Genomic DNA, 22,438 nt, shown 5'->3' on the forward strand with positions numbered 1-22,438 from the left:
AAGATCATCACAAGAAACATGAAAAAATGGAGACCAATTTAGAGATTTACATAGAAACAGAAAGCAATTATTTAAATAATTACGCACTTAAATACCCCACAAGCGCTCTTGATATTTGGACTCCTAACTCCTTCTCCAGCCATGCCCATTGCCCATTGGCATTCATCTCGAGAAAATAGAACTCTCCATTCCGAACGATAAAATCAAAACATCCAAACGACATATCAAGCTTTTTCATGAACACAACACACATATTATAAATATCACTAGGAAGCTGCATTAGATCATAACTTATATTATTATTTGCCTTCCTCCAGTCGACTTTATTTTCAGATAAAATCTTAACTGAAAACTCCTCTCCATTGACAAAAGTCGATCGAACCTCATAATCCTTACTTATATACTCTTGAAAGTACGCAGGAGAATATTTTAGGTACTCCGTAGAAACACACTCATCCAAAACATTAGTTTGCACAAACTCTTTCACACCGTCACTGACTATAGTTCCAACAGCCAAAGGCTTCACTATCTTATTCCCTTTGCCGACAGAGGCTATATTAGAAGGACAGTTAGTGATTGAGGATGACGGGAGTTTAAATCCGATTTCTCTCGCAAGAATTAATTGGACAACTTTATTATTCGCTCTTCTCATTACCGATGGGCGTGTCAAGCAGCGACCGTGGAAAGATTCGGCTATCCCCTCAACTAGAGAATACGATTCCTTATGAACAAATGAATGATATTTCTCTTCAAATATTCCATCCAAATCCTCAACAACTGGTTTGCGATAATAAATTGACAGACAAGACTGAGAATTTATAGATTTTTCACTTGAATCTATCTGAAACCCACTTTCATCCACCCCTATGGAGTACTTAGAAAACTCGTCAAAATTCAGTCTATAGAATGAAACACCAGAATATGCATTCGTCAAATAATCACATGTCAAGTCATTAGTAGACGTAATCATCAATATCTGTTTTCGCATGTAAACATCCTTGCACCTGAAGCCAACTATTATTTCGTGCTAAGCAATAGCAAAACCTAACTGCGGGCACGTCGGCCGCGCTGCTTCTATTCAAAGCGCAGGGCTTTCTGATCAAGCCATTGAAGCCGACGATCCAACTCAATAGAAGGGTCTACCTTGATCATTCGCTCTAGAATTTTAGGCAATCCATAAACGCCAGTGGAGCCAGGACCAAAGATCCTCCAAAGTAATACTAGAGTTTCCTGAGGAAATTTTTCAGGCAAGTCAGATTTCTCGATACTGTGAAGGCTAAAGTGCGTATCCGCCAGGGTCAAGTAAGGGAGCAATTGTTTTAGTGCGTAAGGGAATGCACCTGAAGATGCGATCGCCAGTTCGGAAAAGTGAACTGTTAATCGGCTGTCACACAACACTCGCTCACGCGGCCAGACGCGAGAAATTAACGGTCCTATACAAGTCCTCCATGCATCATCTGGCCCAACACCTAATTTGGGAATCCACTGTCTCAGTACCTGTATCGCCCCCTCGCGCAACGCCGATGCTCCATTGCGCAATGACGAAGCAGTTTGCTCAAGTCCGATACCCCAATCGTGGGCATTGTGTTCGTTTCGAATGATCGCTAACGCCGGAGCAAGAATCTTTGCAGCTGCACCAACTCCCCCTCGTTGCAGTCCGTTATTTTCGACTACACCTAACAGAATATGCCGACTGAATGTCGAAGACACAACCACTCCCCCCGCTGAATGAATAACTAATACTTCACGTAACGCTCTTGCTTCACTTGAAATGCCATCAAGCGCAGAGTCAAGTACCCTAACAATGCTACGATCATCCATCGATAAGATTAGAGCGGCATCTCGAACCAGAATCGCGCGACTGAACGCTCCTTGCCGACCCACAGCAGACGCTGCATGAAGTATCAACTCCAGCCGACTTCTTCCGATCACTTCTCCAGCCTGGAAATTTTTACGTATATCTAGTAATACCGCTTCGACAAGGCGCCCACATGGGGAATTTATAGCGTCAGAGAAAAGATCCCGACTTATATCTAAAGACTGACTATCTTGAGCTACAGCAATATCAAACAAACGTATCCACCAGCCCACAATACCCGGCGAAGATTGTCTTGCAGCGCTGAAATAAAGGTCCGCTAGCCGACTGACTATCGGTGTAATAAAAGCGTCAGACGCTGGCAGGAGAGCTTCAAAGACGCTGATGGTAAGCTCGCGAACGACTGCGTCAGGTTCCTCTTGCCGAAACGACAATGAACCAATTAGATCCCCCCAAAGTGGAGCATTTGAGGAATCAAGTGGTGCTTGACTAATAGTATCAAATGCACCTCTCGGATCAGTGCTGCAATATACACTCCATCCTAGGTGCTTTCTGATATCAGAACTTTGTTTTACCGCTTTCGCAATCTCCAAACGTTCGTCGTCTGCAGCGTCGACAATCGGTTGGACATCGCCTACAACCATCTGCACCCCTGTCGTGTAAGATCTAAAGAGATCCCTATCTTCTACTTTACGATCAAGATAATCACGACGCTCTTTTATCGCAATTAGTTTTGCCAGTCCAGCCTCAGACAAAACTCCAGCCTCTTCCAGCATAGATAGCCGAAGCCACACTTCGGTATCCGCAGCGTGGTCACGCCAATCAACCTGTCCGTCTTCGATAGTGTACCGCTCAAAATAAGTATCGGCTTCTGTTAGAATTCGGGTCTCTACTTGTCGAACAATCTCAAGACTCGCATATTTAGAACGATCAGATAGAACTAACGCAAGCTCACGCTGTATATGCCAGAAAGCGTTATGCGACAGCGCTGCTACCCCAGCAATAGCCTCATCCGCAGTGAAGAGCGTAATGTTACGTAATGCGTGCAACCATAACCGAATGCCAAGAAATCCCGGAAGTTGGTACCAACGATCCGCCAAACATCGACTCGCAGCTCTATCCGCTCGGGCTGCGTCTGGAAGTAATCGTGCAAGTAGTTGGACGAGAAATACTAACCCGTCGTGATTTTCGTTTTGGATGTGCGGCTCTATTGATGGAACTGAACTTTCATTACTATCGTAATCTTCGTCAATCAAATCGAAGTCAATCGAAGAACATACGATTTCTTCAAATTTCGCCGTGGCAACTGTCATGATGGCGTTCGGCCGCGCGACCGCTACAAGGGTATCGATCAGATCTGAAGCTTCACCTTCGTTTTGCACTGACCATCTGATATTTACTAAGTCGGATAGCCGAGTGGGAGGAATAGATACCGAGCTTATACGGGACGTCAGCTCGGGCAGTGGCGCAAGAACATCTATAGCTTGATATATATCAGAACTAAGCACCACTTTACTGCGAAGTCTCTCCTGTATAACGAAGGGCTGCTCCTCTAAACTCCTATCTCGCTGGGGCTGGCATTGTGCAAACAAGAGCCAAGCTCGTAACCAAAACTCTGGCAGCCCTCTAGCCTGGCGAACATGGCGAGAAACAGCTTCCGCGAAGGGTTTACCAAGCCATTTTAGCCAAGCTATGGCTACTTTAAACCGAGTAGCTGACTGCAGATCACGAGCGAGCCATGCAGCGAAGAGCCAAGCAGCATCTTCGTTACTCCAGACATTTCGCTCTACAAGAAAATCCAACCAGTAGACGTCGTCAATAGTGGAGATTGCAACTGGCCAGACGTCGCGACGTCCTCGCAACAACCACAAAATGCGATCATGGTCAGAAGGTTGAGCTTCAGAAAAATTTCTACGCAAAATCGCTTGAGCCCACGCTCGACGGGTTGTACGAGGTCGCTCTACAACGTCTGCGAGCAAACCTAGATCACGCCATAATGCGCTGTAGTCCCGCTTACCACTTATAGGATCGGTAATTACCTCATACACAATCGGTTGAACCGCCAGTGCGCTCCAACGCGCATCAGGTTCCTCCCGGGCATTGACCGAATCTAACGCGTAAACGGCGCGTAAATCTGGAAATCTCTGTCGATCAGCTTCAAGCACATTGAGGAAATAACGTACTGGAGCATCGCCTGCACTGTAGCCGATGAGCACAATTGTTTTACATCGACACAAGTCGAACAAAAAACGGGATGCCCACCCTGAACGCATGTAGGCGTCTCCGTAGTCAGCACTTGTCACAACGAACGGCGTCTGTTCCAGACCGATTTGTTCGTCAGATGCACGGCCGTGGAGATGAATGATTCCACCGAAGCCGGCACTACCTGGCGTTGGTAAATCCTGTCCCGCAAAACTTAGTAGTCGTGCCTGCTCGACGCCCTCGAAGCTAAGAAGAGCTCTCTCAAGCATTGTATCGAAATTGGTTGTGACAATTACTGGACGGTTCTCCAGGTTGCGCGATAACCGCAAAATGGTGCGGTGGTGAGCGAGGTCTGCTTCTTCCGGGGCTTTTAGCAACTCCACCACGGCCTTGGTCATATCTCCCGGATCGACAATACGACGGCTAAGAGAGCCCAATACCTCTTCAAAGCGCCCGTCTTTAAATGACTGCTCTTCGGATGCACTCTTTTCCAATCCTAGTCGTATAAAGCATCGCTCTACTAAACTTTTGAAATCAGGTAGTTGCGGAGCGCTCACACCTGCGCCGCATAGAAATACCACCTCCCCTGCAAGTAACGCATCGACCAGTTGCTCGGGAAAGGCTGGACCTTCTGTGGAAAACCTAAGACTCAAGAAAATGCTCCCTGCATAGTTGAACTGATTAAGACACCGGATATGCTCTCACTAAACAGACGGATCCAGACCATATCGGGGAGCCGGTGAACGTTCCAAGCGCGATACAAGTAGCATTCCAGAACGCTATACGCTAATCAGCTAACGTTCAATACCCTGCCTCTAAGGAACGTGACCCTAATCCAACGCGCTCGATAGTGAAAAGCCGTCTAAACGACGTTTAAATCCTAAAAAACCCATTAAATTCAATTATTTAATGTAACTTTTGCTCGCTTTCGACAACGTTACACCCGTATCCCCTGCTACATTTAACGCATGGTCACGACTGGCAAGGTGCACCTTACAAATACCTATATTTTTCAATGACCTATTAAAATTTGCTATACCAATTACACCTGTTACACAGTTTTTTAGCGGCAGTGGGAATCCCCCCTCGCCCAATTCTCTCGGATCCCTCAGCGACAGAAACCCGGGCGCGCTTGTCTTAATACATCACTGAGAATTCGAAAGCCAACCGAGCGTATGGAAATATGAAAACAGGTCACCGGGTTACTCCTCCCTGCAGCAACGTAGCTCAGGCTGGTCAATGAATACATCCGTACAGCTAAATGTGATGTTGAAAACCAACTACCAGGTGCCTCGTTACCCCAAGGTGGCGAGGGTCCTGGGAGACTCGCGCGTTCTATATAGTTCGTGCCCTACAGCATGGTTTTACATTTAGGGATACATGTAGGGATACACGAACGAAGGCGCTGTATTCATAATTTTGAGTTTGCCTCTATTCCTTAATCCATTTTAACGCGGCGAACCTAGGGAAATGCCAAGGTTCTGGATACATCGCCTGCACGCTCTCTTCCGGTATTGGTTCTTCAAAGGCCACCAATTTGAAGCCATGCTTTGCGAAGGTAGATAGATACTGACTGAGTGGACGGTGAATGTGCGTTGTTCGTATTGAAGTTTGATCACGGGAGACTTTGAAAGGTGCTTCTACGAAGGTCTCCTTGGTGTAGTCATACCACTCGGCATTTGCATAGCCCCAGTACTCAGGCCAAAAGCACGGATGGGGAATCACCGCTACGAACGTTGAATTGCTCCGAAGTAGAGCATTCACCGCTGCAGCGAACCGTCCCAAGTCCGGAGCTGCCATCATCACCATTACTGCGGTGGCGGCACTAGCTAGACCATTGAGTTGAGTCACCGTCACGTCTTCCACGGCCGCTTGAATGAACCTGACATTGGTGCGGCTCTCACAGAGATGCATCGCAATTTCGACGCTCGCACCTGAAGGTTCCACCCCTATGACGGAGCCTGCAAGTGGGGAAACAAGGGTTGCGAAGTGGCCAGTGCCAGAGCCAATGTCCAAGAGCGCTGAAAGGTCTGCGCCCTGGAGGAGTCTTAACGCTGTTGGAGCGACCACTTTACTGAAACTGATGTCTAGCCCGCTGCTGAGTTGTCGCGCTCTTTCCTTCGCCAGTTGATCCCATTGCTGGGTCAAGTCCGCCAGAGGTTTTGGTTGAGAGTTCAGAACATCAAACATGGGCGGCGTTCTCCTTATGGAGCAGCTCAGCTAGGCTAGCGAGATCAACCGCCATGTGAAGTGCAGGATGGCTCGAGTCAATTTCTTCAATCACGTGGATACCACGCCCTCCACGACCAATCGCGACTTGAGAACCGCCGTTCCCAAAGTGTGCAATTGTGAAGCGTGATGCTGGAGCGAGAAAGCTCGGTCTTCCGTAGATCCAAACGTTGGCTCCGGCTGCTCTAAGTACCTCTCCTAACTCCGTCATTTTTGGCATACAGACAGTTAAGTTCCCTTCTTGCGCCTTCTCCTTGAGTAGCTTTTTAGTCGAGTCATCGTCTGCCCAGCTTAGGTCGCGTGTCCAGATGATTGCTCTGCCGCTGTCATCAATCCATCTGTGCATATAGGCCTTAATGCCAATGACATCGTCCTTTTCGTACGTTTTCCTGTTGTTGTGAGCCTTTTTGTCAGCCCTAAACTCAAGGCAGATGCTGGCAAACGCCAGCACCCCTGCCGCAAGAGCCAGAGCACCAGGCCACCCGTAAAGGTCTACTGGCTGCGGCATGAAGACGAGTACAAGTGCTAATAAAGAAGCCTGTGATCCTACTGAAGCAACAAGGCGTTGAATCAGATTTCCCCAGCGGTCCCAAAATCCTTCCATCGCTTCATCCCTGTTTGATGATTTCCCTTATTCAGTTTGACAGAGCGTCAGCTGTGGCGGGTTGGTGGTTCCTATAGTGGCACATTGCGTTAGATATGCGGGGGCCCCTGAGATATTCGGCCGCACACGGGGCATGAAACCCGCGGAATCTTGTTAGCGAGAAGCCTCCCAGCTTAGTGAACAGGTGAACCTGGTGAATTCCAGTTCACCTGTGCATTTGCCCTACCGTTTGAGCGATCTGAGGGCATCGTTACCAGTACGGTAACGATGCCCTCTTTTCTTCAAAATCCTTTCAATTTCAACGATTGAAATTTCAGTAACTTCCCACGCTTCCCACTAACTCGATCCCGCGGGTTTCATGCCCCGTGCGAAGCAAAACCTCTCAGGGTCCCCAGCGTAATTTCCTCTCATAGAGAGGCGGAGCCAGCGAAATTCGCTTGGTAGGCTGGAGCGTAAAGCGTCTGACCACAACACCTCGATGATGACTTTAGCGTTACACGCACGGGCAGCGTTACATCCGATGTACGCGATGCAGCGCTGCTGTGTAACAGCCGTGAAAGCCAATGAAACCGGGCGTTTGGTGAAGGGCGTTACACTCGTAACACCGGTTACACCAGTTTTTGGAGGGGGGTTGGATATGTACTCTCATGCTGCCTTTCCAAATTGCCCCGGCACCACATTTATTGGCCTCTCGAGAATCAAGATCACCAGGTGGTGGGGGCAGTTGATATGCAATGCCACTGGCTCGAGGTAGATTGACTACCTGACAACACGACGGGAGAACATCATGGAAGACACCCCTTTGCTTGCGTCATTACTCAAGCGCATGAATGAAAACCAACTGGCGTTGGGGGCAGCTATCGAGGAGCTGTCAAACTGGGTTGATCAAAGAGGATCTACTGAAGTGGCACAGAACATCCGAGGGGCACTAGAAACCCTGGATAGGAATGAAGGATTCATCACCCTTGCCCTAGCCTCACTGTCGGCAGAAGGTCGGACAAAGAAGTGACTACCTTGCCGAATGTCTACACATCACCTACCAACTGGTAGTGCTTTACCTAGAGGGAATGCCACTACATCCGTAGGCAGAAGCATGCAGCGTGTATGCCTGCATGTATGCCTAACTGATCATCATTGCATGAAACCCTTTTAATACAGCGCATTACAAGACCAGTTCAAATGACTGCGTACCACCAAGTACTAAAAACGGCTTACCGAAAGGTAGGCCGTTTTTTTATGCCTGCACAAAAGTGCTCGGGCATACTCTCTGCGATTAACACCCCAAAATGCTGCTTTGAGTGCCATCCATGAGCCTGAGCGTATTCGCAATCATCCTGCTGGGCGCCGCCCTTCACGCCACGTGGAATGCGGTGGTCAAAGGCGGCGTCGACAAGCTGCTGACCACCTGCATGATTGCATCCGCCGCTTCATTGATTGCGCTGGCGGCCATCCCGTTTCTGGCGCTACCGGCCAGAGAAAGCTGGCCCTTCATCGGCGCATCGGTGGTTTTGCAGGTGTTGTATTTCGTACTGGTGGCCTCGACCTACCGCATTGCCGACATGAGCCAGACCTATCCGATCATGCGTGGCACTGCGCCACTGCTGGTGGCGTTGGTGAGTGTGCTGGTGTTGCACGAGCCACTCTCGGCGTTTGCCTGGCTTGGCATTGGGGTGATCTGCCTGGGTATCTTGAGCATGGCCGCAGCGCCCTCGGCCGGTCATAAAAAAGGGCTGGTGCTCGCGCTGATAAACGCCTTGGTGATAGCCGGCTATACGCTGATTGATGGCCTTGGCGTGCGCAAGTCCGGCGCCCCCGCGGCTTACACTCTGTGGATATTTTTGCTGACCGGCATCCCGCTCGCCGCGTGGGCTTTAGCCGCGCGGCGTGCAGCGTTCTGTCGCTATGTCGCCCGTAACTGGAGGTTTGGCGCCGTCGGGGGTGCAGGCACTGTGGCGTCATACGGCCTGGCGTTGTGGGCGATGACACACGCGCCCATCGCGACGGTTTCGGCCTTGCGTGAGACCTCGATCCTGTTTGGCGTAGTGATTTCGGCGTGGGTGCTCAAAGAGCATTTAACGCAGGCTCGCATCATTGCCGCCGGCATTATTGCCGTCGGGGCGATGGTGTTGCGCCTGGGCTGACCAGGACACATGCGCGCAAAAAAACTGAGGATCTGTACTTTGACGCTCCACGTAACCCACTGCTAGTGTCCTGCCTCCCTACATGGAGCACCTGTGATGAAACTGGATATCTATCAAGTCGACGCGTTCAGCCAACAGGTCTTCGGTGGTAACCCGGCGGCCGTCTGCCCGCTGACCGAGTGGTTGCCCACAGAGCAGCTTCACCACATCGCCGCCGAAAACAACCTTTCCGAAACCGCATTTTTCGTGCCTCGTGGCGAGGTGTATGAGCTGCGCTGGCTCACCCCCGAAGTCGAAGTGGACCTGTGTGGCCATGCGACGTTGGCCGCTGCCTGGGTGCTGATTCACAAACTCCCGAATCCCCCTGAGATCTTGCGTTTTGCCACCCGCAGCGGTGAGCTTCGCGTGACGCGCAATGGCGACGAACTGGCAATGGACTTCCCGGCCAAACAGCCCGAGCGTTGCGAGCCGCCAGCCGGCATGTTGAGCGCGCTGGGGCTCGAACACGCCGAGGTGTATGCCACTGATGACTATATCGTTGTCGTTGATGACGAAGCCCAGGTCGCGGCACTCACGCCAGATTTTGCACGCCTCAAGGGCCTGCCCAAACGCGGGATAGCAGTGACGGCCAAAAGCACGCGCTTTGATTTTGTTTCCCGTTGGTTTGGCCCGAATGTGGGCGTCAATGAAGACCCGGTCACCGGCTCGGCACACACCTCGCTGGCACCGTTCTGGGCCGAGCGCCTGGGCAAGTCGCAGTTGAGCGCCGAACAGGGCGGCAGGCGCCGTGGGCAACTGCGGTGTGAACTCAAAGGTGACCGCGTGATCATCTCAGGCCATGCAGCACTCTACCTGCAAGGCACGATTTACCTGTAAAAGGGATTGCCCAAGGACAACAGATCATTCTCAAAATGAACGGAGTTCAGCGCGTGTTCACGATTTCCCGCCGTCAACTGTCGATGGTTGCCGCAGCCCTGGTGCTGGCCGGCTGCCACACACCTGTCAACGAACAGCCTCCGGCACCGGAACTGGGCTCGGGTTACCGCACCGACCTCACCACCCGCCACGCCGAACGCCATATGGCCGCCGCCGCCAACCCGCTGGCGGCCGAAGCCGGGCGGGAGATGTTGCGCCAGGGCGGTTCGGCGATTGACGCCGCGATAGCGATGCAGGCGGTGCTGACCCTGGTGGAACCGCAGTCTTCCGGCATCGGCGGCGGCGCGTTCATCATGCTGTGGGACGGCAAGAACGTACACGCCTATGACGGCCGTGAAACGGCACCCGCCGGCGCGACTGAGCGCTTGTTCCTGAAGGCCGACGGCACGCCGATGGCGTTTCCCGAAGCGCAGATTGGCGGGCGTTCGGTCGGCACTCCGGGCGTCTTGCGGGCACTGCAGATGGCGCATCAAAAGACCGGGCACCTGCAATGGTCCAAGTTGTTTGAACCGGCGATCAGGCTGTCGGAGCAAGGCTTCGCGATTTCCCCACGCTTGCACGCACTGATTGCGGCCGACCGCTACATTCCCCAGTCGCCGGAAATGGCGGCTTACTTTCTGAACGCCGATGGCTCGCCTAAAGCCACCGGCACACTGTTGAAAAACCCGGCGCTGGCTGCTGTGTTCAAGCGCATCGCCAAGGAAGGGCCAGACGCGCTGTACCACGGGCCGATTGCCGATGAAATCGCGCGCAAGGTCCAGGGCAATCGCAATGCGGGCAGCCTCTCGCAGGCTGACCTTAAGGGCTACACCGCCAAGGAACGCACGCCGTTGTGCACCGACTACAAGCAATACCGGGTGTGCGGCATGCCGCCGCCGTCGTCGGGCGGGATAGCCGTCGCACAGATCCTCGGCACCTTGCAGGCAGTGGAGGCCCGTGACCCGCGCCTGGCCATCGCGCCGATGAAACCGCTGAAGAGTGCATCGCCTGCCGGCCTTGAGCCTGTGCCCGAAGCCGTACACCTGATCGCCGAAGCCGGCCGCCTGGCGTTTGCCGACCGTGCGCTGTATGTGGCCGACTCGGACTTCACCCCAGTACCGGTCGCGGGCCTTGTCGCCCCCAACTACCTGGCACAGCGCGCCACATTGATTGGCGAACGCAGCATGGGCATTGCCAAGCCGGGCACACCAGCGGGCATCCAGGTGGCCTACGCGCCGGACCGCTCGCCGCTGCGCATCTCCACCTCGCAAGTGGTGGCAGTGGATGACCAGGGCGGCGCGGTGTCGATGACCACCACGGTAGAAGCGGCGTTCGGCTCCCACGTGATGGTTCAGGGCTTTTTGCTCAACAACCAGATGACCGACTTTTCGTTTCTCCCTGAAGAAAACGGCCAGCCCGTGGCCAACCGCGTCGAACCCGGCAAGCGCCCTCGCTCAGCCATGGCGCCTACCCTGGTGTTCGACCGCAAGAGCGGCGAGCTGCTGGCGACGGTGGGTTCACCGGGCGGTTCGCAAATCATCGAATACGTGAGCAAATCCCTGGTGGCAATGCTCGACTGGAACCTCGACCCGCAAGCCGCCATCAGCCTGCCCAACTTTGGTAGCCGCAACGGCGCGACCGAGTTGGAGGCCGGCCTGTTCAGCCCTGCGTTGAAACAAGCGCTGCGTGACAAGGGCCACGCGTTGAGCGAAATCGATATGACCAGCGGCATCCAGGCCATTGTTCGCACGCGCGATGCTCAAGGCAAGGTAACCCTGAGCGGCGGCGCCGACCCTCGGCGTGAAGGCGAAGCGGTCGGTGACTGAATGTTCTACGAACGGAGAGCGTGCTGTGCAACAGGCCGATAACCTCGGCGCCCTTGGCGGCGTCGACCATGGTTTTTGCTCGATCAATGACCCGCAGCGCCCGGACGCAGTGTTCATCTGCAAGCAGGTACACAGCGCGACGGTGATTGAATGGCAGGCGCAGTTGGCAACCAACAGCGTGGCGGCGGATGGCGTGTTCACGCGCGAGCATCAGCCGATTGCGGTGATCACAGCCGATTGCCTGCCCATTCTTATCGCGGCTGAAGACGGTGCGACGGTCGCAGCGGTGCATGGCGGTTGGAAGGGGTTGCAAGGCGGGATCATCGCCAATGCCGTGCAGCAATTTGCCGACAAAGGCATCGCCGTGGAGCAGTTGCAGGTGGCAATCGGGCCGTCAATCAAACCGTGCTGCTATGAAGTGAGCGAGGACTTTATTGCGCAGTTTCAGGCGGATCAAGGCCATCTGTGGCCTGACGACCGGGCACCGTGGAGCTTCGTACAACCGGCGCCATTGCTGCCCCCCGAAATTGCTCCGCCCTATGCCAGGCAAACGGGAAGTGCCTGGTTTGATTTGAGCGGCTTCGGGGTAATGTTGTTGTTAGCAGCAGGGCTTAAGCGTGAGCAGATCGAAGTCAGTGAAGTGTGTACGTATTGCACATCCTCCACTTTCGCCAGCTATCGCAGGCGCACGCATCACCCTGAAGAAGCGAAGACGTTGATCTATTCGTGGATTGCTCGCAACCCCTGATCAGTGCCAAGGGCGCTTTTGTGGCGAGCGGGCTTGCCCCGCGTTGGGCTGCGCAGCAGCCCCAATTTAGCCACTACGTTATTTCAAGGTAGAACCGTGCTGTCTGGTGTTGGGGCCGCTTCGCGCCCCAACGGGAGCAAGCTCCCTCGCCACAGAGGCCACATGTTACTCGAGTCATTTCATCGGCTGATCTTAAGCCCCTTACGCCCGGCATGCCGCTCCAGCGCCAGCTCGATCAACCGGCTCACCAGCTCGCTGTAACTCATCCCCGCCGCCTGCCACAGCTTCGGGTACATGCTGATACGTGTGAAACCTGGCAGTGAGTTGATCTCGTTGATCAGCACTTCACCGTCATCGGTGAGGAACACATCAACCCGCGCCAGGCCGGCGCAGCCCAGCACCTCAAACGCCTCAATGGCGAGGTGGCGAATGCGCTCGCTGGCTTCGACGCTGATATCGGCCGGCACCACCACTTGGGCCGCCTGGCCGTCGATGTATTTGCTGTCGTAGGAATAGAAGCCGTTGCTCACCACAATCTCGCCACAGCCACTGGCGATGGGGTTGTCGTTGCCCAATACGGCGCATTCGATTTCACGGCCCTGGACCGCGGACTCCACCAGCACTTTTTCATCGAAGCCCAAGGCCAGTTCAACAGCGGCGTGGTACTCGGCCTCGTTGCCAACCTTACTCACACCCACCGAAGAACCCTGGTTGGCGGGTTTGACGAACATCGGCAAACCGAGCTTGTTCACAGCCGCTTCAAACGAGGTACGCGCCGCGTTGCGGCGAGTCAGGGTGATAAACGGTGTGACAGCAATACCGGCATCGCGCAGCAGACGCTTGCTGATGTCTTTGTCCATGCAGACCGCCGAACCCAGCACGTCGGAGCCGACGAAAGGCAGGTCGGCCATGCGCAGCAGGCCTTGCAGGCAGCCGTCTTCGCCGAGGGTGCCGTGGACGATGGGGAAGATCACGTCGATATGTTCCAGCAGGCCCTGACCGGAGGTTTCCACCACTTGCTGGTTGGCCTTGCCCGGCACCACTGCAAGTTCACGGTTGGATTGGTTAAGAGCGATGAGCGCCGGGTTTTCCTGGTTGATCAGAAAGTTCGACGTGTCGTTGAGGTGCCAGTGGCCGGCCTTGTCGATGCCGATCAAGACCGGCTCAAAGCGCGAACGGTCCAGCGCATCGACGATATTGCGCGCCGACTGCAACGAGACTTCGTGCTCGGCCGAACGGCCACCAAAAATAATACCTACACGCACCTTGCTCATGACCCGGCCTCACTGTTGAAAGTAAGGCTTCTTACCATGAGCGGTCAGCGATTCGCTACCAGATGTGCGCCGAACAGCAGGTAGCAACCACCGGCAAAGCGGTCGAGCCATTTGCGTGAACGCGCGTAAAGGCTGGCCATGCGCTCGCTGGAAAACACCAGGGCAACACTGGAATACCAACTGAACGACAAGGTGGCCATGGTGATGACGGCCAGGGTAAGCAGCGCGGGCGAAGGAGATGGCGGCATGGTCGAGGCAAAGGCCGTCGCGACGAACAGCGCAGCCTTGGGGTTGGACAAGTTGCCCAGTAACCCGAACCGCCAGGCAGAGAACAATGAGCGGCGCGGTGCGTCGGGCAGAACCGTCTGGCCCGCAGCCGGAGCCGAGCGTTTGAACAACTTGAGCCCAAGGTAGATCAGGTAGCAACCGCCGATGATCTTGAATGCCAGGTAGAGCATCGGCGCGGCGGTAAACAGCGACTTGATGCCCAAGCCGCCCGCCAAGCCCCAAATGATCGTGCCGCTGGCTACACCCGCCGACGCCACAACGCCATGGCGCCTGGAGCAGCTGGCAGCCAACTGCGCGGTGTTGAAAAAGTTCGGCCCAGGCGTTACGACAGCGACTGTCCACAGCAGCGCCAGCGAGACCAGCGGGGCCACATAGGCAGGGTTGATAACGTCCATGGGCAGCTCCGTCAGCGCAGTACACGAACCCGGATCATAGGCCTAGCCCAACGCCTGCACAATCGTACAAGACCTCGGCAGACAACCGATGCAGACTCGGTTAACGTGTTTCCACCTCTACATGTGACAAGTCATCATGGGCCAACCCACTTCCACCCTCGACTGGCTGCACCGCGCCCCGCACGCCAGCGGCCTGGACCGTATCGAGGCGTACTTTGCAGGCTTTGCGTTTGACCCGCATCGCCACGACACCTACGCCATCGGCCGCACCTTGTTTGGCGTGCAAAGCTACCACTACCGTGGCTGCATGACCCATAGCCTGCCGGGCAGGACCATGGTGATTCACCCCGATGAATCCCATGACGGCCGCGCCAGCAGCGTGGAGGGGTTCAAGTACCGGATGATTTATGTGGAGCCGGCGCTGATCCAGCAGATTCTCGGTGGTCGGCCATTGCCGTTTATCCACAACGGTTTGTCGACTGACCCACGCCTTTTCCGCGCCAGCGAAGTGTTGCTGCAAAACCTCGACTGCCCGGTTGACCCGATGCAGGAACAGGACGCCCTGTTCGACCTGGCACACGCGCTGAACGCGGCATCCGGCGCGATCATCAGCCGCAAGTCGTTCGATTATGTGGCTGCCGAGCGCGCCCGCGAGTTTATCCACAGCGCCCTGGGCCGCAGCATCACCCTGGATGAAATGGCCGACCACTGCGGGCGCGATCGCTGGGCGCTGTCGCGAGACTTTCGTTTGTTGTTCGGCACCAGCCCCTACCGCTACCTGACCATGCGCCGGCTGGACTTGGTGCGCAGCTTGCTGGCCCAGGGCCAATCGCTGGTGGACGCGGCGCTGACCGCAGGTTTCACCGACCAGAGCCATATGACCCGGCAATTTCGCAGCACCTACGGCATGCCGCCGTCGCGATGGGTGAAGATGCTAGGGCGCTGATTGGCCCACCTGAAATGCGATTAAACCTGTGGGAGCTGGCTTGCCTGCGATTGCGGTGCATCAGTCAATATATTGAGTGCCTGACACACGCTATCGCAGGCAAGCCAGCTCCCACAATGCGGGGTCGCCGGCAAAAACACTCACCCGGCCTGCAGCACGCTGCAGCCGTGGCTTACAGCTCGCGCCCGACAACCGGCGCACCGATGCTGAGGAAATTTCCGCCGGCGATATGGTGCAAGGTGCGCAATTCGTCATGCCCTTCGAAGTGCCAATGCCCGTCGCTGAACACGCGCTCGTCGGCATAGGCGCCGATCACTTCGCCGAGGAACAGGTCGTAGGTCTGCTGGTTGTGCGGCTCGGGCAGCAAGCGGCACTCCAGCCAGGCCACGCAGCCTTCCAGCAGCGGCGCCTGGGTGTGCTCGCCACTGAAGGTGTGCAGGCCGTAGGCGGCGAACTTGTCGGTCTCGGAACCGCTGGTATTGCCGACCGTCTGCACCAGATCGGCCTGCGCCACACAGGGTACTTGCAACACAAACGTGCCGGCGCCTTCCAGCAGTTGCCGGGTCCAGGTGGACTTGTCCAACACCACGGCGACTTTGGGCGGTTCAAAATCCAGCGGCATCGCCCAGGCGGCGGCCATGATGTTGCGTTTGCCATCGTGGGCTGCGCTGACCAGCACAGTCGGGCCGTGGTTGAGCAAGCGGTAGGCCTTGGACAGCGGAACGGGGCGACGGTGGGTCGGGCTCATGGAGGGTCGGCTCTTCAAGCAAGAAAAAACCTACGATACCTCAAGCACACGCCCTACGGGTCAGCTCGACAGCTGATTGGCGAACTGGCCCACCGCGCTGACGACTTTTTGCGCACCGTCCTGGATCTCCACGATCACCGTGCCCGCCTCGGCCGCCAGGGCCAGGCCTTGTTCGGCCTGCAGGCGGCCATCGTTCATCAAGGTCACTGCATCGCGGGCCATGTCCTGGTTCTGGCGGACTACGCCGACAATCTCTTCCGTGGCTTTGCTGGTACGCGAGGCCAACTGACGTACCTCATCGGCCACCACCGCAAAGCCACGGCCCTGTTCACCGGCACGTGCCGCTTCAATGGCTGCGTTGAGCGCCAGCAGGTTGGTCTGTTCGGCGATACCGCTGATGGTCTTGACGATAGTGCCGATCACTTGGGATTGGGCATTCAGCGCCTCGATGCCGTCACCGGCCTGTTGCATATGCTTGGCCAGATCACGCATCACATCCACCGCCTGGGTTACCACGGTGGTGCCGCGCTGGGCGCTGTTGTCGGTTTGCAGCGAGGTGCTGTAGGCGATATTGGCAGCCTCGGCCACGGCTTGTTCCTGATTGACCTGATCGGTAATCACCGTGGCGAACTTGACCACTTTGTACAGGCGGTCATTGGCGTCCAGCACCGGGTTGTACGTGGCTTCCAGCCAAACCGTGCGGCCATGGCTGTCGACCCGTTTGAAGCGTGCCGCAACAAATTCACCGGCGTTCAGGCGCTTCCAGAACTGTTGGTATTGGGCACTGTTGTACTCCTGCGGTTCGCAGAACATGCGGTGATGTTTGCCCTGGATCTGCGCCAGGCTGTAACCCATGCCGCCGAGAAAGCGATCGTTGGCCGTAAGTACATGCCCGTCGAGGTCGAATTCGATCACCGCCGTGGAACGCACCAGCGCGGTGATCAGGTTTTCATGCTCGCGCGACGCCTCGATGGTGCGGGTGAGGTCGCTTGAGTAAATCGAAAAATGCTTGATGCGCCCCTCCGAGTTGCGCACCGGCTGCACAATCGAGCGCAGCCACGCTTCCTTGCCGTTGCCACGCATCAGGCGTACGGTGCCGGCGAAGTGTTCGCCGCGCACCAGGGCATTTTTAAAGCGCAGCTGGAATTCGTCCTGGCGCACATGCGGCGGCACCAGCTCATCAATGAGACGCCCCACGATGTTGCTGGCCTGGTAAATCAGTTCTTGCAGGAAGTTGGCATTGGCCCACTCCACCCGGCCGTCGGCATCCAGCGTCAGGCACAGCATTTCACTTTCCAGGCTCTCCTTGACCTGCTGCAAGCTCGACAATTCTTCGCGAAGAGCAGACAGCTCTTGCTTCAGGCGGGTATTGAACATGAGGCACCGATGGCATTGGGTGAGGTGTATCTGACCTGCATCGGCGCTGCGGGCGTTTTCTGAAGCGTTTTTTTCGCCGCAGCCAGCTGTCTTTTTTTGGATCCATTAACCGCCGTTGTTTCGACACACACCCATCACTTGGTATTCCAGGGTATTGAGCTTGCCGGTGGAGTCTTCATAGGTCATGCGTGACGGCACCGCTTCGCAGGAGCGGATCGGCGGCGTTACGTTGACCACCCTCTCAATGTCCAGCTTCATGCCATAGCGGTAGGCCTGCACCTCGGGTGCGGGCTTGCCCTTCTTTTCGGCGTAAGCAGCCATGGCTTTTTCATTGCGCTCCATCATCAGGGCAAAGGTGCGGTCCCCGCCGCCTTCGGCCAACGCGCCAAAAGACAGGACCGCGACCAATACACCCAGGGCAACTTTATAAGCGTTCATCATTAGTTCCTCGTCAGAAAAGTTCAGTGACGAGATTAATCAACCAACCCTGACGCAATGTTCACCAAAACATTACTTATTTGTTAGGTGGCCGTGAGTTTCCAGAATTGTAATGTTCACGCCATGAGTTCGTTATCCACGGTTTGCAACTATCGGCCCGGGCCAGATCGATAAGAACGCCCGCCTCTATAAGAAGCTGAAAACTGCCACTACCCAGGAGCGAACCATGCGCATTACTAACCATATCCTTCCCTTTTCCTTGCTCGCCGCACTGCCCCTGGCGGCCGTGGCCTTAGAGGACAAGCCCGACGGTTTTATCGAAGGCAGCAGCGTGAACGTGCTGGCGCGCACGTTTTACTTCAACCGCGATGACCGCAAGGGCCAGTCCAGCCCTACCGGCAACGGTTACTCTGAAGCCCTGGCGCAGGGCTTGATCGGCAAATTCGAATCCGGGTTTACCCAAGGCACCGTTGGCTTCGGCCTGGATGCGTTCGTCATGTACGGCCTCAAGCTCGACTCGGGCACCGGTCGCAGCGGCGGCAAGGGGTCGTTCGGCGTGCTGCCGGTAGACAGCGACAACCACCCCGAAAGCAGCTACAGCAAATTCGGCGGTGCGGCGAAACTACGGGTGCTGGATACGGTGATAAAAGCTGGCGATGTGTTCCCCGCCACGCCGGTGGTGGCCGCTGGCGATTCGCGCCTGTTGCCGGAAAGCTTTCGCGGCGTCACCGCTCACAACACCAGCTTTGAGGGCCTGAGCCTGCAAGGCGGGCGCTTGAGCGGCATGAGCCAGCCGAGTGAAAGCGGCATGAACAAGGGCTTTGCGACCTTCTATGCAGGTAAGGTCGACTCGCCCTGGATCGGCTATTTCGGCGGCGACTACGCGGTGAACAAACACCTCAGTGTCAGTGCGTACAGCAGCCGCCTGAAGGACGCCTGGGACCAATACTACGTCGGCACCAACGCCAGTTACCCATTGAGTGAAAACGTGTCCTTGTTCGGTGACGTGAACTATTACAAGGCCGTGGACGAAGGCAAAAAACTGCTGGGCGAATTCAACAACAACATCTGGAGCGCCAGGCTCGGGGTCAAGGTCGGCGCCCACAGCCTGGCCCTCTCGCACCAGCGCAACAACGGCAATGACGACTTCGATTACCTGCGCCAGTCGGACTCGATCTTCCTCAATAACTCGATCCAGTACAGCGATTTCAACTCGCCCAAGGAGCGCTCATGGATGGCCCGCTACGACCTCGACATGCAGGCCTTCGGCATTCCCGGCCTCTCATTCATGACCCGCTACGCCAAAGGCACCGGCGCCGACTACAGCAATGCCAACGCGGTGTACATGCGCCGCGATGCAGCCGGTAACCCGCTGACCGATCAACGCCGATGGGAGCGGGATATCGAGGCCAAGTACGTGGTGCAAAGTGGCAGCCTCAAGGATTTGTCCTTGCGTTTACGCCAGGCCACGGTGCGCTCCAGTGCGTTCGAGTCAGACCTGGAGGAAGTTCGCTTGATTGCCGAGTATCCACTGGTTGCACTGTGAGCCCTTACATTCGTTTGCCGTTAACTAACATCTGTTCACAAATAGCCAGGTATCAAAACTGTAATATTGAGCTCAGCTTCCCGTTAAGTTGAAGTTCCTATACTCGCATCAACTTATTTGCACCGAGCAACATTCGTCTCTAGAAGCTTTTTTGTAGCTCCTTTGGAAAGAGATGAATTTTTAACGCCCCTCGGGGCGTTTTTTTTTGCGGGCAGGTTTAGCAGCGACCAATGGTCGCAGTTGACCCTGAAGCTACTTCACGGTTCAGACTTTTCCTACTCCAAAAACACCTGATTCCATAAGGAAATGGAGCCCTTATCCCTCAGTAAAAGGTAACCCCCCATGCGTATCCTTGTGGTTGAGGACGAGCAAAAAACCGCCGACTACCTGCAACAGGGCCTGAATGAAAGCGGCTATGTGGTGGACTGCGCGTCCAATGGCATCGACGGCCTGCACCTGGCCGGGCAGCACGCCTATGAGCTGGTCATCCTCGACGTCAACCTGCCGGGCAAGGATGGCTGGGAAGTGCTGGAGCAATTGCGCCGCAATGGCACACAACGGGTGATGATGCTGACTGCCCGTGGCCGCCTGGCCGACAAGATCAAGGGCCTGGACATGGGCGCCGATGATTACCTGGTCAAACCCTTCGAGTTTCCCGAGCTGCTGGCGCGGGTGCGTACCCTGTTGCGGCGCAGTGAGCATATCCCCCAGCCGGACGTGTTCCGCGTTTTGGACCTGGAACTGGACCCGCGTCGCCATCGCGCCTATCGCGGCACCCGGCGTATCGACCTGACCACCAAGGAGTTTGCGCTGCTGCAGGTGCTGATGCGCCAGACCGGCGAAGTACTGACCCGCACGCAGATTATTTCGCTGGTGTGGGACATGAATTTCGACTGCGACACCAATGTGGTGGAAGTCTCCATCAGCCGCCTGCGGGCCAAGGTCGATGACCAGAGCGAAGTGAAACTGATCCACACCATTCGCGGCGTGGGTTATGTGCTGGAGGCACGTGGATGAGAACCGGGAGTTTGTCGATGCGCCTCGGCTTGACGGTCAGCCTGATGGGCGCAGGCCTGGTGTTGTTGCTGGCGACCCTGGCGTACGTGGCCCTGACCCACGAGTTGGAAAAGCTGGCGCGCAAGAACCTGGAAAGCAAGATGGAGCAGATCCAGCACAGCCTGGCCCAAGGCCTGGATGCCAACCGCATCCGCGCCCGCCCGCACTCATTGATGGACCTGGTGATCGGCCACGACAACTTCTACCTGACCATCGTCGGCACCGCACCGGATGAAAGCGTCTTGCTGAGCATCGGCGCCAAGCCCCAGGAGCCTTTGTTGACGGACTTCACGCCCAGGGAAACCCTCGGCTACCTCAATTGGGCCGACAGCAATGGCAACCAGGTGCTCAGCGCCTCCAGCCTGATGCGTCTGGCCAATGGCGAACGGGTTCGCGTACTGCTATCGCTGGACCGCATGGACGACCAGGCGTTGCTCAGTGCCTACCTGCGCGCCACGTTGATTGCCTTGCCGATGCTGCTGATCCTGATCGGCATGGGCGCCTGGTGGCTGGTGCAACGCGGGCTCGCGCCACTGAAGCAGTTCAGTCATGTGGCGGCCAAGGTCACCACCCAGGACCTGACCCACCGTTTATCCATCGACAACCTGCCCCAGGAACTGGGCGAACTGGCCCATGGCTTCAACGTGATGCTCGACCGCCTGGACGCGGGCGTGCAACAGCTGTCGCAGTTCTCCGATGACCTTGCCCACGAAATGCGCGCGCCACTGACCAACCTGATGGGCAAGGCCCAGGTGACGCTGTCCCGCCAGCGGCCACCGGAGGAATACAAAGCAGTGCTGGAGTCCAACACCGAAGAGCTCGAACGCCTGGCGCGCATCGTCTCCGACATGCTGTTTCTGGCCCAGGTCAGCCATCCGGCCGCGCGAGGCTCATTTACCCAAGTGTCGCTGGCAGAAGAGGCCCATCGAGTGATGGATTTATTCGCCTTGAGTGCCGAAGACAAACAACTGACCCTGACCCTCAGCGGCGATGCCCAGGTACAGGGCGATCGCCTGATGATTCAACGTGCCCTGTCCAACCTGCTGTCCAATGCCATTCGCCACAGCCCGGCGCAGTCGCATATTTCAATGCTGGTGGAGGCCTATGGCAATCAGGTTGCGCTGTCGGTCAGCAACCCCGGCCCGGGGATTGAGGCGCAGCACCTGCCGCACCTGTTCGAACGTTTCTACCGCGTGGACAGCAGCCGCGCCCGTACCGAAGGCGGCACCGGGCTGGGCCTGGCCATCGTGCAATCAATCATGGCCCTGCACCAGGGGCAGGTTGATGTGCGCAGCCTGCCCGGTGGCTTTACCTTGTTTCGCCTGGTGTTTCCTCGGGTATTGCCTGAATAGGGAATGCGGACTTCAAACCAAAGCCGATCCCCTGTGGGAGCCGTCGAGCTTTAGCAAGGCTGCGAAAGCGGTGGGTCAGGCACCTTATATATCGCCTGTGCCGCCGTCTTCGCAGCCTCGCTGGGGCTCGACAGCTCCCACATTTGAGCTTTGTCGCTGGCAAAATCTGCGTTCGACGCGATGGCCCTGCTGACCAAGACATAAGCAACAAAGCCGATCCACTGTGGGAGCTGTCGAGCTTTAGCGAGGCTGCGAAAGCGGTGGGTCAGGCACCTTATTCTCGCCTGTGCTGCCGCCTTCGCAGCCTCGCTGGGGCTCGACAGCTCCCACATTTGAGCTTTGTCGCTGGCAAAATCTGCGTTCGACGCGGTGGCCCTGCTGACCAAGACCCAAGCAACAAAGCCGATCCCCTGTGGGAGCTGTCGAGCTTTAGCGAGGCTGCGAAAGCGGTGGGTCAGGCACCTTATTCTCGCCTGTGCTGCCGCCTTCGCAGCCTCGCTGGGGCTCGACAGCTCCCACATTTGAGCTTTGTCGCTG

19 protein-coding genes and 1 pseudogene are annotated in these 22,438 nt (G+C 56.1%); 9 read left to right on the top strand and 11 right to left on the bottom strand.

What is annotated here, in order from left to right:
* Nucleotides 1-79: 79 nt before the first annotated feature.
* The 4 genes from GIW28_RS06545 to GIW28_RS06560 all read right to left on the bottom strand — a co-directional run bounded on the left by GIW28_RS06545 (nt 80) and on the right by GIW28_RS06560 (nt 6,851).
* The gene (locus tag GIW28_RS06545; protein WP_236447834.1) at nt 80-988 is read right to left on the bottom strand and encodes an MvdC/MvdD family ATP grasp protein; all 909 of its coding nucleotides are present in this window, start codon (nt 986-988) and stop codon (nt 80-82) included.
* Nucleotides 989-1,074: 86 nt separating this feature from the next.
* Entirely contained in the window at nt 1,075-4,671 is a 3,597-nt protein-coding gene (locus tag GIW28_RS06550; RefSeq protein ID WP_236447835.1) for an SIR2 family protein, read from the bottom strand.
* A gap of 778 nt (nt 4,672-5,449) precedes the next feature.
* Nucleotides 5,450-6,208, bottom strand: a complete 759-nt coding sequence (locus GIW28_RS06555) for a class I SAM-dependent methyltransferase (protein WP_236447836.1) — start codon at nt 6,206-6,208, stop codon at nt 5,450-5,452.
* Nucleotides 6,201-6,851, bottom strand: coding sequence for a hypothetical protein (locus tag GIW28_RS06560; protein ID WP_053135468.1), 651 nt, complete (start codon nt 6,849-6,851; stop codon nt 6,201-6,203). The genes GIW28_RS06555 and GIW28_RS06560 overlap by 8 nt, the downstream gene beginning before the upstream one ends.
* A gap of 787 nt (nt 6,852-7,638) precedes the next feature.
* On the opposite strand from GIW28_RS06560, the gene GIW28_RS06565 reads away from it, so the two are divergent.
* The 5 genes from GIW28_RS06565 to pgeF all read left to right on the top strand — a co-directional run bounded on the left by GIW28_RS06565 (nt 7,639) and on the right by pgeF (nt 12,481).
* On the top strand, nt 7,639-7,860 hold the full coding sequence (locus tag GIW28_RS06565) for a hypothetical protein (RefSeq protein ID WP_236447837.1): 222 nt from the start codon (nt 7,639-7,641) through the stop codon (nt 7,858-7,860).
* A gap of 298 nt (nt 7,861-8,158) precedes the next feature.
* The gene (locus tag GIW28_RS06570) at nt 8,159-8,992 is read left to right on the top strand and encodes an EamA family transporter (protein WP_017137666.1); all 834 of its coding nucleotides are present in this window, start codon (nt 8,159-8,161) and stop codon (nt 8,990-8,992) included.
* A gap of 96 nt (nt 8,993-9,088) precedes the next feature.
* Nucleotides 9,089-9,868: a PhzF family phenazine biosynthesis protein gene (locus tag GIW28_RS06575; RefSeq protein ID WP_017137667.1), complete on the top strand. Its 780-nt coding sequence runs from the start codon at nt 9,089-9,091 to the stop codon at nt 9,866-9,868.
* A 35-nt stretch (nt 9,869-9,903) separates the two neighbouring features.
* Nucleotides 9,904-11,733 (top strand): gamma-glutamyltransferase, encoded by a 1,830-nt coding sequence (gene ggt, locus GIW28_RS06580; protein WP_050547746.1) that lies wholly within the window; start codon nt 9,904-9,906, stop codon nt 11,731-11,733.
* Nucleotides 11,734-11,758: 25 nt separating this feature from the next.
* Nucleotides 11,759-12,481 carry a peptidoglycan editing factor PgeF gene (pgeF, locus tag GIW28_RS06585; RefSeq protein ID WP_017137669.1) on the top strand — a complete coding sequence of 241 codons (723 nt, stop codon included), beginning with the start codon at nt 11,759-11,761 and terminating at the stop codon, nt 12,479-12,481.
* Between the two features lie 179 nt (nt 12,482-12,660).
* Here the strand turns inward: pgeF and ddlA are convergent, their stop codons facing one another.
* The gene (gene ddlA / locus GIW28_RS06590; RefSeq protein WP_017137670.1) at nt 12,661-13,755 is read right to left on the bottom strand and encodes a D-alanine--D-alanine ligase; all 1,095 of its coding nucleotides are present in this window, start codon (nt 13,753-13,755) and stop codon (nt 12,661-12,663) included.
* A gap of 44 nt (nt 13,756-13,799) precedes the next feature.
* Nucleotides 13,800-14,438 carry a LysE family translocator gene (locus GIW28_RS06595; RefSeq protein ID WP_017137671.1) on the bottom strand — a complete coding sequence of 213 codons (639 nt, stop codon included), beginning with the start codon at nt 14,436-14,438 and terminating at the stop codon, nt 13,800-13,802.
* Between the two features lie 136 nt (nt 14,439-14,574).
* On the opposite strand from GIW28_RS06595, the gene GIW28_RS06600 reads away from it, so the two are divergent.
* Nucleotides 14,575-15,384: an AraC family transcriptional regulator gene (locus GIW28_RS06600; protein ID WP_017137672.1), complete on the top strand. Its 810-nt coding sequence runs from the start codon at nt 14,575-14,577 to the stop codon at nt 15,382-15,384.
* Between the two features lie 172 nt (nt 15,385-15,556).
* Here GIW28_RS06600 and GIW28_RS06605 read toward each other — a convergent pair whose 3' ends face one another.
* The 4 genes and pseudogenes from GIW28_RS06605 to GIW28_RS06615 form a co-directional block, all read right to left on the bottom strand.
* A complete protein-coding gene (locus tag GIW28_RS06605) occupies nt 15,557-16,132 on the bottom strand; it encodes a flavin reductase family protein (RefSeq protein ID WP_169986786.1) in 576 nt (191 codons plus the stop codon).
* A gap of 60 nt (nt 16,133-16,192) precedes the next feature.
* Complete coding sequence (locus GIW28_RS30735) at nt 16,193-16,624, bottom strand: methyl-accepting chemotaxis protein (RefSeq protein WP_370589429.1); 432 nt, start codon at nt 16,622-16,624, stop codon at nt 16,193-16,195.
* A gap of 108 nt (nt 16,625-16,732) precedes the next feature.
* A pseudogene (locus GIW28_RS30740) lies at nt 16,733-17,509 on the bottom strand (PAS domain-containing protein); the annotation flags it as partial.
* Between the two features lie 105 nt (nt 17,510-17,614).
* Nucleotides 17,615-17,947, bottom strand: coding sequence for a DUF2790 domain-containing protein (locus GIW28_RS06615; RefSeq protein ID WP_017137675.1), 333 nt, complete (start codon nt 17,945-17,947; stop codon nt 17,615-17,617).
* Between the two features lie 226 nt (nt 17,948-18,173).
* Between GIW28_RS06615 and GIW28_RS06620 the strand changes: the two genes are divergently transcribed.
* The 3 genes from GIW28_RS06620 to GIW28_RS06630 all read left to right on the top strand — a co-directional run bounded on the left by GIW28_RS06620 (nt 18,174) and on the right by GIW28_RS06630 (nt 21,901).
* Nucleotides 18,174-19,493, top strand: a complete 1,320-nt coding sequence (locus GIW28_RS06620; protein ID WP_017137676.1) for an OprD family porin — start codon at nt 18,174-18,176, stop codon at nt 19,491-19,493.
* A 342-nt stretch (nt 19,494-19,835) separates the two neighbouring features.
* A complete protein-coding gene (locus tag GIW28_RS06625) occupies nt 19,836-20,510 on the top strand; it encodes a heavy metal response regulator transcription factor (protein WP_017137677.1) in 675 nt (224 codons plus the stop codon).
* Nucleotides 20,507-21,901, top strand: a complete 1,395-nt coding sequence (locus GIW28_RS06630; protein WP_099549205.1) for a heavy metal sensor histidine kinase — start codon at nt 20,507-20,509, stop codon at nt 21,899-21,901. The genes GIW28_RS06625 and GIW28_RS06630 overlap by 4 nt, the downstream gene beginning before the upstream one ends.
* A gap of 50 nt (nt 21,902-21,951) precedes the next feature.
* Here GIW28_RS06630 and GIW28_RS06635 read toward each other — a convergent pair.
* A partial coding sequence (locus GIW28_RS06635; protein ID WP_236447733.1) for a hypothetical protein occupies nt 21,952-22,438 on the bottom strand: 487 nt, incomplete at its 5' end.

This window comes from Pseudomonas sp. PA-5-4B, from assembly GCF_021606215.1.
GTDB classification, from domain to species: Bacteria; Pseudomonadota; Gammaproteobacteria; order Pseudomonadales; family Pseudomonadaceae; genus Aquipseudomonas; species Aquipseudomonas edaphica.